The sequence below is a fragment of the Halosimplex rarum genome (assembly GCF_047715405.1).
Lineage (GTDB): Archaea > Halobacteriota > Halobacteria > Halobacteriales > Haloarculaceae > Halosimplex > Halosimplex rarum.
Genome location: NZ_CP180412.1, coordinates 1,781,577 through 1,796,043, shown reverse-complemented (window position 1 = coordinate 1,796,043; position 14,467 = coordinate 1,781,577). Strand labels below are relative to the sequence as shown.

The following is a 14,467-nucleotide window of genomic DNA, read 5'->3' as shown; positions in this document are numbered from 1 at the left end:
TACGGGCGCCGCGAGGAGAGTCTTTCCCGCCGGCGGACCGGCGGTGCGCTCACAGGAGGTACACGCCGACCATCGCGACGAGGACGCCCGCGGTGAGCAGCACCTGGAGGACGCTGGAAGTGAGCATCCCGAGCAGCGTGACGCCGGCCGCGCGTGCGCTCTCCTCGAATTCGCCGCCCTCGGCCAGTTCGAGCAGGAAGACGGTGCCGGCGGTCCCCACCAGGAAGCCGATCGGGCCGAACGTCAGGCCGACGAGGCCGACGAGGGTAGCTATCATCGTCGTCCGCAGCGACGCGCCGCCGGCCTTCGCGGAGATCGCGCCCGCCAGCCAGTCCGTCAGAACGGCGACGAGCGCGACGAATATCACGCCCGAGAGGACGAGCACGTTCGGTTCGGAGAAGCCCGACCCCCACCAGTAGACGAGGACGCCGGCGAGCGAGAGGGCGCCCCCGGGGACCAGCGGCGTGACGCTGCCGACGACGCCGGCGATCAGGAGGGCGAACGCGACGAGCACGAGCAGGTCGACGGGGAGGGCGCCGACTGCGGGGAGTTGCATCATTCGAATCGCTCCAGTTCTGCCTCCACGTTGGCGTCCCCGAACCGTGAAAGCAGCGGTCGCACCGCCTCGCCCAGCGCCCGCATGCACTGCCCGAGCGAGTGGAATCCCAGGTCGTCGGCGACCGCCTCCCAGGTGTGGCCCTGGAGCGCCTTCCGGACGAGCAGGCGCTCCTGCCGGTGAGTCAACAGCGGCTCGTCGCCCGCGGCTCCGGCCTCGACGAGATACCGGATGGTCAGCCGGCGGAGCGGCCGCGGCGAGGTGTCGAAGATGCCTGCGCCGCCGGTCATGCCGACGAGGAGTCGCCACTCCCACGCCGAGAGGTCCAGCGCAGGGGGCACGTCGACGCTCCGGAGCGCGGCGCGGACCACGTCGGGGTCCATATCGTCGAGCGGGTCCGACAGCATCGCGCCGACGCGGTCGGCGAACCACCGACCGTGGCGCTCGGCGAGGTCTCGCCCGGCGTCGCTCGTCGGGGCGAGCATCACCGCGGAGTACTCGCCGCTGGACTCGTTGCGGGTCGTCGAGAGGTGCACCGTCGAGAAGCCGCTCGCCCGCCAGAACCACAGGAGATCGGGCGTCGCGCCGTATCCGGTCCCGAGCCAGTCTACGTCGTCGGCGAACTCGGCGCGGACCTCCGAGAGCAGTCGCGATCCGAGGCCGCGCGAACGGACGGCGTGGTGCGTGGCGATGCGGAGGACGCGCAGTCCCGCGGGAACGGCCGCCTCCTCGTCGCGCAATTGGCTGGTCAGTACGTCCGGGATCATGTTCCCGCGGACGCGGCCGCCCTCGTACATGTGCGCCCGCAGGTCCGCGGGGAGGTCCCCCTCGCGGGCGAGCAGCGCCACGGAGACGACGTGCCCGTCGAACGTGAGCGCCCGGACGGCGACGTTTGGGGCGTCGAGCAGGCGGGCGAGGTCGTCGGGTTCCGTCTGATAGTGAGCGGCGACGAGCAGGCCGAACACCTCCCGGAGCAGGTGCTCGTCGGCGAGCAGGTCGGCGGCGTCGACGACGCGGTAGGCGATCGAGTCCGGGTCGGCATCGGTGTCGTCGCCGACGCCGGCACCGATACCGGCGTCGGCGACGAGCGGGTCGACGGCGGGTCCGGCGTCGAGCAGGAGCGCGCGAAAGGCCCACACCTCGACGGGGTCGCCGGCGGCGTAGCGGATCGGGTCGATCATCGCCACGTCGCGCACCGCGAACTCGCTCTCGTCGAGGCGGTCGCGGAACCGGACCGAGAAGCCGCGACCGGCGCCCTCGTAGCCGTGGACGGTCGTGGTGAACGCCGCCGCGGGCGCGTCGAGGAACCGTTCGAGCAGCCGGACCGGGAGCGCGGCCGCCTCGTCCACGACGACGGCGTCGGGGCTCCCCGGGAGTTCAGCGGCCGTAGCGGGCCGCTCGAAGCGGACGCGGCCGCCCGCGTCTTCGGTCGTTTCCAGTCGCTCAGGGTCGCCTTCGTCCGGATCGCCGGCGAGCGCGCCCGCGTCCGCGAGCACCTCCTGCGCTCGGGCGAACACCTCGGCGGCGCCCCGGTACTGCGGTGCGGTGACGAGCACGTCCCGGCCGCCGAGCGCGAGCGCCCCCGCGGCCAGGCCGGCGGCGCTCGACTTCCCGCGACCGCGGTCGGCCTCGACGACGACCGCGTTCCCGGGGTCGCGGAGGGCTTCGAGCGCCTCCACGGCCGCGACCTGGTCGTCGGTGAGACAGCGCTCGTACACCGCGGCCGGGAACACGGGTCTCTCCGGCGCCGTGGGCGGGTCCGAACGGACGCGCGGCGCGGGGTTCGTGAGCCCGTCGCGTTCGACGGACGGGTCGGCGGTCCCGTCGCCCACGTCGACGATCGCGATCCCTGGGTGGACGCGAAGTAGCTCGACCAGCCGTGTCCGGAAGTTCCCGGCGACGTCGTCGACGTCGAACGGAGGGACCGCCAGCGACTCGTCGAAGGCGTCGCGGCGCCCGGGCCAGGAGTCCAGCGGCGGGACGCAGAGGACGAGCAGGCCGCCGCCGTCCACGGCGCCGACCGCCCGGCCGATGGCGTTGGGACGACACTCCGCGTGGCAGTCCAGCACGAGCGCGGCGTGCGTGGTACCGAGGAGGTCGCCGGCGCGGGCCTGTGGAACCTGCTCCCAGGGAGTGTCTGCGGACTCGCCGATGTACGTCACGTCCGGGGCGTCGACGGCGGCGGCGTCGAGGGCGTCGGCGGCGGCCTCGCGGGTGGCGGTCGCGTCGCCGGTGAGGACGAGGAGGCGCCGCTCGTCGGTGGCGACGGCTTCCCCGCGGAGCGCGCTCGCGACGCGGCCGACGGTCATGGCTGTGGGTCCGCCGGCGAGCGGCAAAGAACCGCCGATCGGATTCAAGTTCGCCGGACTCCCACGACCACCCGTGTCCCTCCACACGCCGCTCTGTGACCGGTTCGACCTCGACCACCCCGTCGTACAGGCGCCCATCGGGAGCGTCTCGACGCCCGAACTCGCCGCGGCCGTCTCGAACGCCGGCGCGCTCGGGACGCTCGCCGTGACCTGGCGGGACTTCGAGGCGACCCGCGCGGTCATCGAGGCAGTCCGCGACCGCACCGACGCACCGTTCGCGGTCAACCTCGTTCTCGACGACGAGGCGACCGAGTTCCCGACGGACGACCACCTGGACGTGTGCCTCGACGCCGGTGCGCCGCTCGTCTCGTTCTCGTTCGGCGACCCCGCGCCCTACGTCGGTCAAGTCCACGATGCGGGCGCCGACGCGCTTGCGACGGTTGGGAGCGCGGCCGAAGCCCGGGCAGCAGTCCGGGCGGGCGTCGACGCGGTCGTCGCACAGGGGTGGGAGGCCGGCGGCCACGTCCAGAGCGAAGTGTCGACGATGGCGCTCGTCCCGCGGGTGGCGGACGAGACGCCGGACGACGTACCGGTCGTCGCGGCGGGGGGTATCGCCGACGGGCGCGGCCTGGCGGCGGCCTTCGCGCTCGGGGCGGACGGCGTCTGGCTCGGGACGCGCTTCGTCGCGACGGAGGAAGCCGACGCACACGAGCGCTACCGGTCGTCCGTGGTCGACGGCGCGGCCGACGAGACGGTCCGCGGGACGCCGTTTCCGAAGGGGTGGCCCGACCAGCCTCATCGAACGCTCGAATCACGCGCCACCGAACGGTGGGTCGCCGCGGGGCGACCGCCCCTCGACGAACGCGACGACGCCGACGAGGTGGTGGCCGAGACGGGATCGGGCGAGCCGCTCGAACGGTACGTCGACCTGCCGCCGCTGTCGGGCGTCGAGGGGCGTGTCGGGGAGTTGCCACACTACGCCGGACAGAGCGTCGGCGGCGTGAACGAAGTCGACCCTGCGGCCGCGGTCGTGGAGCGACTGGTCGGCGGCGCGGCGGCGACGGTCGAATCGCTCGAACGCCTCCGCGGCGACCGCCCCTGAGGCCGCGTGTCACACCGCTGGCTGGCCGGGTTCGAACCGGCGGTTTCGCGGCGTCTGAAGCGACCGGTCGAGGCGTGTGCAGGCCTCTCACGCTATTTCGTCTTCGAAAGGGCTTTTAGTACTCCTCTGCCAGTACGGTGTACAGCCTGTGCGGGGTTGATGATGCTCCTAGCCTCTCAGGATATCTCGCCGCGATCCGTTCGCGGTGCCCGGGCGTCTGCCCGGACGGCGGGGGAGCGCGAGCCCACGCGCAGGAGGTGATCCACAAATGCCAGTATACGTAGATTTCGACGTGCCCGCGGACCTCGAGGACGACGCCCTCGAGGCCCTCGAGGTCGCACGAGACACAGGGACAGTGAAGAAAGGAACCAACGAGACGACCAAGGCCGTCGAGCGCGGCAACGCCGAACTCGTCTTCGTCGCAGAGGACGTCCAGCCCGAGGAGATCGTCATGCACCTCCCCGAGCTGGCCGACGAGAAGGACATCGCGTTCGTCTTCATCGCGACGCAGGACGACGTCGGTCACGCGGCCGGCCTCGAAGTCGGCAGCGCGGCCGCCGCGATCGTCGACGCGGGCGACGCCCAGGACGACGTCGACGACATCGCCTCCAAGGTCGAGGAACTCCGGTAGGTGACCGACGATGTCAGCTGAAGAAAACGACGGAGACGGCGGTTCCACGGCCGCCGAAGTCATCGAAGTCGTGGGCCGCACGGGGATGCACGGCGAGGCCATGCAGGTCAAGTGCCGGATCCGCAGCGGCGAGAATCAGGGCCGCATCATCACGCGAAACGTCCTCGGGCCGGTCCGCGAGGGTGACGTGCTCCAGCTCCGCGAGACCGCCCGCGAGGCCGACCAGATCGGAGGCCAATAATGCCACGAACGCGCGAATGTGACTACTGTGGCACCGACATCGAGCCCGGCACGGGAACCATGTTCGTCCGCGTCAACGGCTCGACCATCCACTACTGCTCCTCGAAGTGCGAGAAGAACGCCAACCTCGGTCGCGAGTCGCGCGACCTCGAATGGGCCGGCGAAGAAGCCGAAGCGGAGTCGGAGCCGGAACCCGAAGCGGAGCCGGAGCCGGAACCCGAGGAGGAGTCTGCGGACGAGGCCGCCGAAGCAGACGAGGCCGAAGCAGACGAAGCTGAAGCGGATGCCGAGTCGGACGACGACGCGGACGACGCGGACGACGCCGAAGCCGAAGCGGACGAGGAGTCCGACGAGGCCGAAGCCGACGACGACTCGGACGACGAGGAAGCCGAAGAGGAGGAGGCCGAAGCGTGAGCCACCACGACGAGCGCACGTTCGTGATGGTCAAGCCCGACGGGGTCCAGCGCAACCTGACCGGCGAGGTCATCTCCCGGCTCGAAGAGCGCGGTCTGAAGCTCGTCGCGGCGAAGTTCATGCAGATCGACGAGGACCTCGCCCAGCAGCACTACGGCGAGCACGAGGACAAGCCCTTTTTCGACGACCTGGTCGAGTTCATCACCTCGGGCCCGGTCATGGCGATGGTCTGGGAAGGCGCGGACGCGACCCGCCAGGTCCGCCGCATGATGGGCGCGACCGACCCCGCCGAGGCCGCCCCGGGCACCATCCGCGGCGACTACGGCCTCGACCTGAGCCAGAACGTCATCCACGGCTCGGACCACGAGGACGAGGGCGCCAACGAACGCGAGATCGAGCTGTTCTTCGACGACGACGAACTCGTCGACTACGCCCGGGCGGACGAGCCCTGGGTCTACGAAGACGAGTCTCACTGAGACCCCCGACGGTCTCGTCTCTCCGCACTCGCTACACGACGAGCGCCGCCAGTCCCACCGCCGGGTAGCCGGGTCGCCCTCCGGCGACCGCGGGGGAGACAGACCCGGCGTCTCCCGTCGCCGCGACTGATACATTTTTGGCACCCCCTATCCAATAGAGGGCCGTGCAGACGACATCGGCCGCCGATATCGAAGCCGTCCTCGACGAGTCCGGGCCGGACTACGAGGAATTCAGCTACGAGCCGGCCACGGGTGGGACGCGGGCTGACGTGTACATGGTCACGCTCGTCTACCGAGGGACCGAGTACGAAGTGTACGTGAAGTTCAAACCGGCGGGCGAGGAGCGGTTCGCGGTCGAGCCGAAGCTCCACGAGTACGTCGCCGACCGGACGGAGATCCCCATCCCGCGGATCCTCGTGTTCAAACAGGAGCCCGAGCGGTCGGTCCCGCCGTACTTCGTCACCGAGCGGGTACGAGGCGACAACCTCGCGGACAGGTACGGCGAGATGGCCGGCGACGACTGGGAGCGGGTGATCGAACAGGTCGGTTCGATCATGGGCGACCTGCACTCGGAGATCGCCTTCGAGGCGTTCGGGCGGCTGATGCTCTACGACGGCCGGCTCACGATCCGCAACTGGCGCGGCAACTGGCGGGAGTACTTCGCGGACCTGACGCGCTCGCACATCGGCCAACTGGACGGCACACCGTTCGACGGCGTCCAGTCGCGCGCCGAGGCGGCGCTGGAGGACAGCGTCTCGCTGGTGCCCGAGGACGGCATGCCGCGGCTCGTCCACGACGACATGCAGCCGACGAACCTCCTGTGCATGCTGGACGAACCCGACCCGATCACGGCCGTGCTGGACTGGCAGGACACGCTCGCGGCCCACCGCGATTACCAGCTCGCCCAGGCGGAGTTCCTCTACATCGACTCGACGTTCGACGACCCCCAGACCCGCGAGCGTCTGCGGACGAAACTGTACGAGGGGTACCGCACCCACCACGAGTTCGAACCCGACGAACAGTACGAGCAGTGCAAACCGATCTACCAGCTGTCGACGCTGCTGTGGCGGATGACCGGTTTCGACGACGCCTTTGCCGAGGACGACCTCGGCCGCGCCCGCGCGGAGTTCCAGTACCGCCAGCAGTTCGACCGCCTCCTCGACGCCGTCCCGCGGTGAGCGCGACGCGTCGCGGCGCTCCGCTCTGACCTGCCCGCTTTCCTCGACGCACCAACGCTCCTCACGGACCTGTTCTGGCCAGAACGTGTAAGTTGAAACGAAGTATTTAAGTCCTAACTGTACGGATCGCCCGGCGTCATGCCCTCCGTACTGTCCCTCCTGACCGATCCGGACGAGTTCTTCCGGAGACGGGTGCCGGATCCATCGCTGAAGGGGCCCGCAGTGGTGGTCGCCGCCATCGCAGTAGTGAGCGTGGTGGCGTCTCTACTCCAGTTCCAGTTCATGTCGCAGGTGTTCGAGAGCGGCGGTGCGGGCGGTGGCTTCGTGACGGCGATCCGAGCGGTGTCACTGGTGTTCTCGTTCGCGCTCCCGTTCGTATTCTGGCTGCTGTACGCCGGTCTCTTCCACGGGATCTCGGCGCTGCTGGACGGCGAGGGCGAGTTCTCGACGACGCTGGCGCTCGTCGGCTGGGGATACGTCCCGAGCGTCCTCGGGTCGATCGCCGGCGCGGCGGTCAACTACTATCGATTCAACGTCCGCGGGATCGACGTCCCCACCGAGATGACGATGGAGGCCTACCAACAGTTCTCCCAGTCGCTCCAGACGGGGCCGCTCGTCGCGCTGTCCGCCGTGTTGTCGATCGTCTTCACGCTCTGGAGCGCCTTCCTCTGGACGTTCGCGCTGAAGCACGCCCGGGATCTGACCCTGCGCCAGGCCGCGATCACCGTAGCGGTCCCCGTCGGGCTGGGACTGCTCTGGACGGCCCGGACGCTGCTGGTCGCCCTCGAGGTGCTCTGATCGTGTCTCGCCGAATCACCCGCTCGACAGCCCGCTCGCGCGTTCGACGATCGCATCCCTCCAACCAATGAACCGCACCAAGACGCTCGCCGTACTGGCACTGCTCGCAGTCGCATCGCTCCCGGCCGTCTCGGCCGCCGCAAGCATCGACGTGACGATCACGGGGGTCGACGTGAGCCCCTCCGAGCCGGTTCCGGGCGACGAGGTGGCGATCGAACCGACTATCGAGAACTTCGACAGCAGCTCCGCCGGCTACTTCGTCGACCGAGTCCGAGTCGTGGAGGCGGGCGGCGGGAACGACCCCGACGAGTACGCCGACGTGAAAGACCTCGGGACGATCCCGGTCGGCGGGACGAAGACGGTCCCGCTGTCGACCACCTTCGAGGAACCCGGGACGTACGACCTCCGGGTCCGGGTATCCGGTCGCGAGACCGCGAACGACCAGCGGACGCAGCTGAGCTATCCGCTCACGATCACCGTCGAAGACCGCACGCCCCAGGTCGACGTGAACGCGAACGACTCCGCGGCGGGCATCCGCACGGACGGGTCGGTGACGGTGGCGAACAGTCTGGGGAGTCCCATCGAGAACGTCGAACTCACCGTCGACGGCGAGGACGTGGCGATCACCAATCGCCGAGCGGTGCTCGCGACGGTCGAACCCAACGCCTCGCGCACGGTCGAGTTCGACTACCGAGCCGACGAGCCCGGCACTCATCGGATGACGGCGACGCTGACCTACACCACCTCCGGCGGCGTGACCGACACCGTGACCGACACAGTGACCGTCCGGACGACCGAGGAACGCCCGCAGCTCGACATCGACACGAACACCTCCACAGCGGGGATCGAGTCCGACGGGACGGTGACGGTGGCCAACGGGATCGGTGCGGCGATGACCAACGCCGAACTGACCGTGTCGGGCGAGGGCGTCACCGTCCGCAACGACCGGACGGTGTTCACGCGCGTCGCTGACGGCGAATCGGCGACGGCGAACTTCGACTTCCGGCCCGCGGAGGCGGGCGAGCAGGAACTGACCGCGACGCTGCGCTACTCGACCCGCGGCGGGGCGACCCGCACCGTCACCGAGACGCTCCCCATCGAAGTGGAACCGCTGCGCGACCGCGTCGCGCTCGACCTGAGTTCGGTCGAGGGCGGCAACTCGCAGGCCGTCAAGGTGACGGTGCTCAACCAGGGCAACGCGCCGCTCTCGAACGTCAGCGTCCGGGGGACCTCGCCGAACGCTACCGTCGGCCAGGCGCTGCTCGACCGGGTCGCGCCCGGCGAGTCGCGGACCGTCCGATTGAACGCCTCGATGTCGGAGAACAGCGCGACCGTCGACGTCGAGTCGACCTACGACGTCGGTGAGCAGCGCGGCCGGGCGGCCGGTTCGACGGCGCTGACCCATACGCCGGGGACCATCGGTCTGACCGGACTGGAGGTCGTCCCGGAGGGCAACCGCCTGCGCATCTCCGGGAGCGCGAGCAACCTCGGGACGACCGACGCCGAGAGCGTCCGCGTCGTCGTCGTCGACACCGAGCGGGTGACGCCCACCTCGCCCAACCGCGAGTTCTTCGTCGGGACCGTCCCGGCGAGCGACTTCGTCTCCTTCGACGTGTACGCGACCGTGCAGGGCAACGTCTCGACCGTCCCGCTCGACGTCGAATACCTCGTCGACGGCGAGCAGCACACCCGGACCGTCGAGGTCGACGCCGCGGGCGCGAGCCGCGCGCTCGCCACCGGTCCCGAGCCGGACACGAGCGGCTCCGGGGGCGGCGGCTTCCTCCTGCCGGCGGTCGTCGGCCTCTTCGTCGCAGCGGGCGTCGCCGTGCTCATCGTTCGCGCCTGGAGGAACAGTCGTGGCGGTGATTGAGACTCGGGACGTCGTCAAGCGCTACCGGACCGGCGGGCAGACGCTGACAGCCCTGAAGGGGATCGACTTCGCCGTCGAACCCGGCGAGTTCGTCTCCATCATGGGCCCCAGCGGGAGCGGGAAGACCACCCTGCTGAACCTGCTGGGCCTGCTCGACGACCCCAGCGAGGGGGAGGTCCTCCTCGACGGCGAGGACGTCACGGGGCTCTCGGACCGCGAGCAGACCACCGCCCGCAAGCGCACCATCGGGTTCGTCTTTCAGAACTTCTACCTCATCCCGACGCTGACGGCGAAGGAGAACGTCGAGGTGCCGGCGCTGTTCGACCACGACCCGACCGTCGAGGAGCGCTCCGTCGACCTGCTCGAACGGATGGGGCTGGGCGACCGCCTCGACCACAAGCCCGACGAGCTCTCCGGCGGGCAGAAACAGCGCGTCGCCATCGCCAGATCGCTCATCAACGAACCGCGCGTGTTGCTCGCCGACGAGCCGACCGGCAATCTCGACCGCGAGACCGGCCGGCAGATCCTCGACGAATTCGTCGAGATCACCGAGCGCGACGTGGCCGTCATCGCCGTCACGCACGACGAACTCGTCAACGAGTACGTCGACCGGACCGTCGAACTCGTCGACGGCTACATGGGCGAGGAGGTGCCCGCGGACGGCGGGCGTCGCCCCGACGAGAGCGTCGACTCGGCCCCCGTCACGGACGGCGTGGGGTCGTCCGACGGAAGCCACGCGGGGGGTGATCCGCCGTGATGGGCTGGTTGCGCCGGCGGCTCCCCGCCCTGCTGATGGCCCGGCGCAACATCGGGCGGACGAAGGTCAGGTCAATACTGGCGGCGCTCGGCATCGTCATCGGCGTCATCGCCATCGCCTCCCTGGGCATGTTCGGGCTGACGCTGCGGTATCAGCTCACGGAGAACCTTGGCAGCATCGGCAATCAGGTCATGGTCGAGCCTGCGGACTCCGAGGGGGCTCCGGAACTGCTCACCGAGCGCGATCTCCGCCAGATCGAGTCTCTCGCAAGCGCCGAGGCGACCGTCGCGCCGGCCCAACGGCGGTTCACCCGCGTGTCGTACGGCAGGGGGTCATCTGAAACCCGGTTTGTCATGGGGATGGACAAACCGGGACAACTGTTCGAGGCCCGCGAGGGCGCGATCCCCCAGCCCTACCGCAGCGGTGCGCTGGTGGGGCCCAACCTGGCGGATCAGTACGACCTCTCGCCCGGCGATACCATCTCCGTCAACGGTTCGACAGAGCGCATCGCCGCTGTGCTCTCCCCGAGCCAGGGCTTCGGCTACACGAATCCGAGCAATCAGATCGTCCTCCCGACGCGGAGCTTCCAACAGCGTGGGTACGACGCGATCACGATCACCGAGAGCGACAGCACCGCGGCCAACGCGACCGCGATGGCCGTCCGTTCGCGGCTGAACGACCGCCGCGAACGCGTCTCCGTGCGGGACTACTCCAGCGTCGCCGACCAGATCGGCCAGTCGTTCCAGGCGCTGAACCTCTTCCTGATCGGCATCGGTTCCATCTCCCTGCTGGTCGCGGGGGTGAGCATCCTCAACGTGATGCTCATGAGCACCGTCGAGCGACGCCAGGAGATCGGCGTCCTGCGCGCCGTCGGATTCCAGAAGCGCGACGTGCTGAAGATCATGCTCTCCGAGGCGGTCCTCCTCGGGATCATGGGCGGTATCGTCGGCGTCGCCTTCAGCGTCGTCGCCGGACTGGTCATCAACCACTTCATCGTCGGCGACGCGATGCTCGCCTTCCGCCCGGGGAACTTCGTCTACATCGGCCTCGCCTTCGCCTTCGGCGTCGGGACGAGCCTGCTCAGCGGCCTCTATCCGGCGTGGAAGGCGGCCAACGAGCGACCGGTCGAGGCGCTCAGGAGCTGACTCTCTCGCCGATTCCCGCTCGAAAAATCCGTCCGCCGTTCGAGAACTCGCCGCCGACCACCGACCCCCCTCAGTCCGCGCTGACGGTCAGCCGCGGCGCCGCGCGGTCGACCGTCACCGGCGCGAACTGCTCGAACCAGTCGGTTTCGCCGCTCTCGAACGCGTCGAGGCAGTCCTGCACCGAGTAGTGGATCTCGCCCGACTCGTCCGCGCAGGGGAACACCGCTTGCAGGTCGGCGTCCGCGTAGACCGCCAGCGACGCCATCGGGAACACGACCACGTCGTGGACCGCGTTTGTCCCGATATACGAGCGCTGGCGCCGCTGGAACGCCGGTTCCATGCGGTAGCCGTTCTCGTTCGCCCACGCGCGCAGGTCCTCGTATGTCCGCAGGGCCTCGTCCCGACTGTCCTGTTCGGGCGTTCGGATGCGCTGCCAGGACGCGTCGACCTCGCTGTCGGCGACGACGCCCTCCGAGTCGAGGGCCTCGACGCGTTCGAGGATTCGACTCTGGCGGTCGTAGCTCCCGTACGTGTCGCCGCGGAGGTACAGTTCGACGCGATAGTCCGTTGAGCTGGTCATGGTGTCTCTCACTTGATCGATTTCTCGGGTGGACCCCTGAAAACCCTTTCCGCCGTATTCCTTCAAGGGCTTCTAGGTCCCTAATGTGGTGTTTGGACCCATCTCTGTCGGTATGCAGGCGTGATACTGATCGGGTGCGACGGTCCAGTCACTGCGGTCGGGTGGAGACAGGTTTCGGTCGGTCCTCCTGGAGTCGAACGGAGGGCATCGGAAACTCCCCGTACGCACGATCGCGCGCGCCGGGTGAAAAGAACGGACGGCGTCAGTCGTCGGCGCTGGCGGTCTCGCCGGCGACGGGCACGTCGATCTCGCCGGCGTCGAGTTCGGCCTCGACCTCGCGGGCGGCCTGGACCATGTTCTCCATCTTCTGGTAGGCGATCTCGCGGGGCAGGAGCTTCAGCCCGCAGTCCGGGGAGATGGTCAGCTGCTCCGGCGGGACGACCTTGAATCCCTGCAAAATGTTCTCCTTGATCTCCTCGACGGTCTCGACCTCGGCGGTGTGGTTGTCGACGACGCCGAGGGCGAGGTCGAGCGTGAACTCGGGATCGGTGAACACGTCGATCTGCTCGTAGTTGCCGTTCGTGAGTTCGAGGTCGATCTCGTCGACCGGGTAGTCGAGGATCTCCGGGTAGATGCGGGAGTAGTCGCCGTAGCAGACGTGGACACCGATGCGCACGTCCTCGGGGATGTCCTCGACGATGCGTTCGAGACACTCGCCGACGATGGCGTGGTCGTCGGGCGTCGTCGCGAGCGCGGGCTCGTCGATCTGGATGTAGCGGGCGCCGGCGTCGACGAGCTGTTCGATCTCCTCGTTGACGAGCTCGGCGAGGTCGTAGGCGAGCGCCTCGTCGTCCTCGTAGGCCTCGTTGAACGTCCAGCTCGCGAGCGTGTACGGGCCGGTGATGGGCACCTTGACCGGGCGATCAGCCACGGAGTCGGTGAACTCGAACTCGTCGACGAGCCACTGCTCGCCGTACTCGACCTCGTCGGCGACGCTGGGCTTGTTGAAGTAGTTGTGGCCCCAGACCTTCACGCGGCCGTTGAACTCGTAGCCGTCGATACGCTCGGCGAAGTACTCCACCATCTCGTTGCGGCGCATCTCGCCGTCGACGACGACGTCGAGCCCGGAACGCTCGTGCTCCTCGGTGATGAGGCGGGCGGCGTCGTCGGTGGCCTCCTCCCACTCCTCGTCGCCGAAGTTCGTGTCCTCGTCTTCGAGGAGGTCGCGGGCGTGGTCGAGCCACTTGGGCTTCTTGTAGCTGCCGACGACCGTCGTCAGCAGGAAGTGGTCGTTGTCGTGGTCGGCGGGGCGGAACTGTTCTCGGTTGTCTGCGGGTCGGTCAGTCATGCTTTCACCTCCGTGCGCTCGACGGCGCCAAGCGCCGCGAGCTTGTCCTCGAACTTGCCCGACGGCAGGTAGAACGTCGGGGTGTTGATCGTCGCGTAGGCCGTCTCGAAGTCGGTGCCGTGGGTGTTGTCGAGCGTCCACTCGACGCGCTCTCTGATCTCCTCGGCGTCCTCGACGAGCGTGTTCTGCCCGTCGACGATGCCCAGCGCGACGTCGTCGGTGCAGCCGTACTCGCTGATGACGTACGCGTTGTCCTCGTGGTTGGCGACGAAGTCGAAGCCGACTGCGTCGATGTCCGCGTCGAGCAGGTGGGCGTACACCTTCTCGTCGACGCCGCCGTCGCCGCCGTGGGACTCCCAGTAGGTGTGGGCGACCACGTCGGCGTCCGCGGCCTGCGCCACGGTGTCGATGGCCTCGCTGGCGCGTTCGTCCGCGCCGTCACCGGGCGGGGACTCCAGCAGCGACGGTTCGAGCAGGAACAGGGTCTCGACGTCCGGGAACTGCTCGGCCTCGGCGGCGAGGAAGTCGGCGAGCGCCGAGAGGAAGGAGGCGTCGTCACCGTAGTGCTCGTCGGTCGCGAGCTGCGAGAGCGTGTACGGGCCGGGCAGGACGGCGTTCAGGCCGTCGTCGGTGAGTTCACCGGCGGCTTCGAGCTCGCGGGCGACGTCACCGGTCGCGGCGAGGCCGTCGGTGACGACCGGCTCCCGGTAGAAGTTGTTGTTGTCGAAGTAGCGGACGATGCCGCGCGTCTCGACGGCGTCGGCCACCGACAGCGGGTGGGTGAGCATGTCGTCCCACCGGAGCTGGCCCTCGACGGGCAGGTCGAGACCGGCGTCGGTCTGGAGCTCGACGATCTCCTCGCGCGCTCGCTCGTAGGCGTCGGTGATCTCCGCGCTCTCGTCGCCGGTGACGAGACCGCCCTTCTGTCGTCCCTTCAGGTCCGCGAGTTCGTCCTTCGCCCAGTCCGGTAACGGGAACAGGCCGGGCGTCGTGGAAACTACGTCCGTCATTGAACCGGGCTACGACATGACGCCCTATAATATTTCTCATCTACTCTAATGCA

General features: G+C 69.0%; 15 protein-coding genes. 10 read left to right on the top strand and 5 right to left on the bottom strand.

Translation table 11 applies throughout. The features are described from left to right. Positions 1–49: 49 nt before the first annotated feature. Together ACMGFH_RS08735 and tmcA are read right to left on the bottom strand one after the other, a co-directional pair. Positions 50–556, bottom strand: a complete 507-nt coding sequence (locus ACMGFH_RS08735; RefSeq protein ID WP_415382627.1) for a DUF456 domain-containing protein — start codon at positions 554–556, stop codon at positions 50–52. Beyond that, positions 556–2,865: a tRNA(Met) cytidine acetyltransferase TmcA gene (tmcA, locus tag ACMGFH_RS08730; RefSeq protein WP_415382625.1), complete on the bottom strand. Its 2,310-nt coding sequence runs from the start codon at positions 2,863–2,865 to the stop codon at positions 556–558. The genes ACMGFH_RS08735 and tmcA overlap by 1 nt, the downstream gene beginning before the upstream one ends. A gap of 73 nt (positions 2,866–2,938) precedes the next feature. Here tmcA and ACMGFH_RS08725 point away from each other — a divergent pair, with 73 nt between their 5' ends. The 10 genes from ACMGFH_RS08725 (at position 2,939) to ACMGFH_RS08680 (ending at position 11,476) form a co-directional block, all read left to right on the top strand. After that, positions 2,939–3,967 carry an NAD(P)H-dependent flavin oxidoreductase gene (locus ACMGFH_RS08725; protein WP_415382623.1) on the top strand — a complete coding sequence of 343 codons (1,029 nt, stop codon included), beginning with the start codon at positions 2,939–2,941 and terminating at the stop codon, positions 3,965–3,967. A 268-nt stretch (positions 3,968–4,235) separates the two neighbouring features. After that, positions 4,236–4,598, top strand: coding sequence for a 50S ribosomal protein L7Ae (rpl7ae, locus tag ACMGFH_RS08720; protein WP_415382621.1), 363 nt, complete (start codon positions 4,236–4,238; stop codon positions 4,596–4,598). Between the two features lie 10 nt (positions 4,599–4,608). Further along, entirely contained in the window at positions 4,609–4,839 is a 231-nt protein-coding gene (locus ACMGFH_RS08715) for a 30S ribosomal protein S28e (RefSeq protein WP_415382619.1), read from the top strand. Beyond that, entirely contained in the window at positions 4,839–5,252 is a 414-nt protein-coding gene (locus tag ACMGFH_RS08710) for a 50S ribosomal protein L24e (RefSeq protein WP_415382617.1), read from the top strand. The genes ACMGFH_RS08715 and ACMGFH_RS08710 overlap by 1 nt, the downstream gene beginning before the upstream one ends. Continuing rightward, positions 5,249–5,728 (top strand): nucleoside-diphosphate kinase, encoded by a 480-nt coding sequence (gene ndk / locus ACMGFH_RS08705; RefSeq protein WP_415382615.1) that lies wholly within the window; start codon positions 5,249–5,251, stop codon positions 5,726–5,728. Before ACMGFH_RS08710 ends, ndk begins: the two co-directional genes overlap by 4 nt. Before the next feature lie 164 nt (positions 5,729–5,892). Then, on the top strand, positions 5,893–6,906 hold the full coding sequence (locus ACMGFH_RS08700; RefSeq protein WP_415382613.1) for a phosphotransferase family protein: 1,014 nt from the start codon (positions 5,893–5,895) through the stop codon (positions 6,904–6,906). Between the two features lie 138 nt (positions 6,907–7,044). Further along, a complete protein-coding gene (locus ACMGFH_RS08695) occupies positions 7,045–7,704 on the top strand; it encodes a Yip1 family protein (RefSeq protein WP_415382611.1) in 660 nt (219 codons plus the stop codon). Between the two features lie 67 nt (positions 7,705–7,771). Next, positions 7,772–9,574, top strand: coding sequence for a COG1361 S-layer family protein (locus tag ACMGFH_RS08690; protein WP_415382609.1), 1,803 nt, complete (start codon positions 7,772–7,774; stop codon positions 9,572–9,574). Then, positions 9,561–10,331 (top strand): ABC transporter ATP-binding protein, encoded by a 771-nt coding sequence (locus ACMGFH_RS08685; protein WP_415382607.1) that lies wholly within the window; start codon positions 9,561–9,563, stop codon positions 10,329–10,331. Before ACMGFH_RS08690 ends, ACMGFH_RS08685 begins: the two co-directional genes overlap by 14 nt. Further along, complete coding sequence (locus tag ACMGFH_RS08680; protein WP_415382606.1) at positions 10,331–11,476, top strand: ABC transporter permease; 1,146 nt, start codon at positions 10,331–10,333, stop codon at positions 11,474–11,476. The genes ACMGFH_RS08685 and ACMGFH_RS08680 overlap by 1 nt, the downstream gene beginning before the upstream one ends. A 70-nt stretch (positions 11,477–11,546) precedes the next feature. Here the strand turns inward: ACMGFH_RS08680 and ACMGFH_RS08675 are convergent, their stop codons facing one another. From ACMGFH_RS08675 to ACMGFH_RS08665, 3 genes are all read right to left on the bottom strand, one after another. Next, positions 11,547–12,056: an HTH domain-containing protein gene (locus tag ACMGFH_RS08675; protein ID WP_415382604.1), complete on the bottom strand. Its 510-nt coding sequence runs from the start codon at positions 12,054–12,056 to the stop codon at positions 11,547–11,549. A gap of 262 nt (positions 12,057–12,318) precedes the next feature. Beyond that, positions 12,319–13,404, bottom strand: a complete 1,086-nt coding sequence (locus ACMGFH_RS08670; RefSeq protein WP_415382602.1) for a methionine synthase — start codon at positions 13,402–13,404, stop codon at positions 12,319–12,321. Then, positions 13,401–14,414 (bottom strand): 5-methyltetrahydropteroyltriglutamate--homocysteine methyltransferase, encoded by a 1,014-nt coding sequence (locus tag ACMGFH_RS08665; RefSeq protein WP_415382601.1) that lies wholly within the window; start codon positions 14,412–14,414, stop codon positions 13,401–13,403. The genes ACMGFH_RS08670 and ACMGFH_RS08665 overlap by 4 nt, the downstream gene beginning before the upstream one ends. Positions 14,415–14,467: the final 53 nt, after the last annotated feature.

Coding starts and splice junctions, on each gene's coding strand:
- ACMGFH_RS08680 (WP_415382606.1), top strand. CDS start 10,331: ATGGGCTGGTTGCGCCGGCGGCTCCCCGCCCTGCTGATGGCCCGGCGC.
- ACMGFH_RS08675 (WP_415382604.1), bottom strand. CDS start 12,056: ATGACCAGCTCAACGGACTATCGCGTCGAACTGTACCTCCGCGGCGAC.
- ACMGFH_RS08695 (WP_415382611.1), top strand. CDS start 7,045: ATGCCCTCCGTACTGTCCCTCCTGACCGATCCGGACGAGTTCTTCCGG.
- ACMGFH_RS08715 (WP_415382619.1), top strand. CDS start 4,609: ATGTCAGCTGAAGAAAACGACGGAGACGGCGGTTCCACGGCCGCCGAA.
- ACMGFH_RS08670 (WP_415382602.1), bottom strand. CDS start 13,404: ATGACTGACCGACCCGCAGACAACCGAGAACAGTTCCGCCCCGCCGAC.
- rpl7ae (WP_415382621.1), top strand. CDS start 4,236: ATGCCAGTATACGTAGATTTCGACGTGCCCGCGGACCTCGAGGACGAC.
- ACMGFH_RS08735 (WP_415382627.1), bottom strand. CDS start 556: ATGCAACTCCCCGCAGTCGGCGCCCTCCCCGTCGACCTGCTCGTGCTC.
- ACMGFH_RS08665 (WP_415382601.1), bottom strand. CDS start 14,414: ATGACGGACGTAGTTTCCACGACGCCCGGCCTGTTCCCGTTACCGGAC.
- ACMGFH_RS08690 (WP_415382609.1), top strand. CDS start 7,772: ATGAACCGCACCAAGACGCTCGCCGTACTGGCACTGCTCGCAGTCGCA.
- tmcA (WP_415382625.1), bottom strand. CDS start 2,865: ATGACCGTCGGCCGCGTCGCGAGCGCGCTCCGCGGGGAAGCCGTCGCC.
- ACMGFH_RS08710 (WP_415382617.1), top strand. CDS start 4,839: ATGCCACGAACGCGCGAATGTGACTACTGTGGCACCGACATCGAGCCC.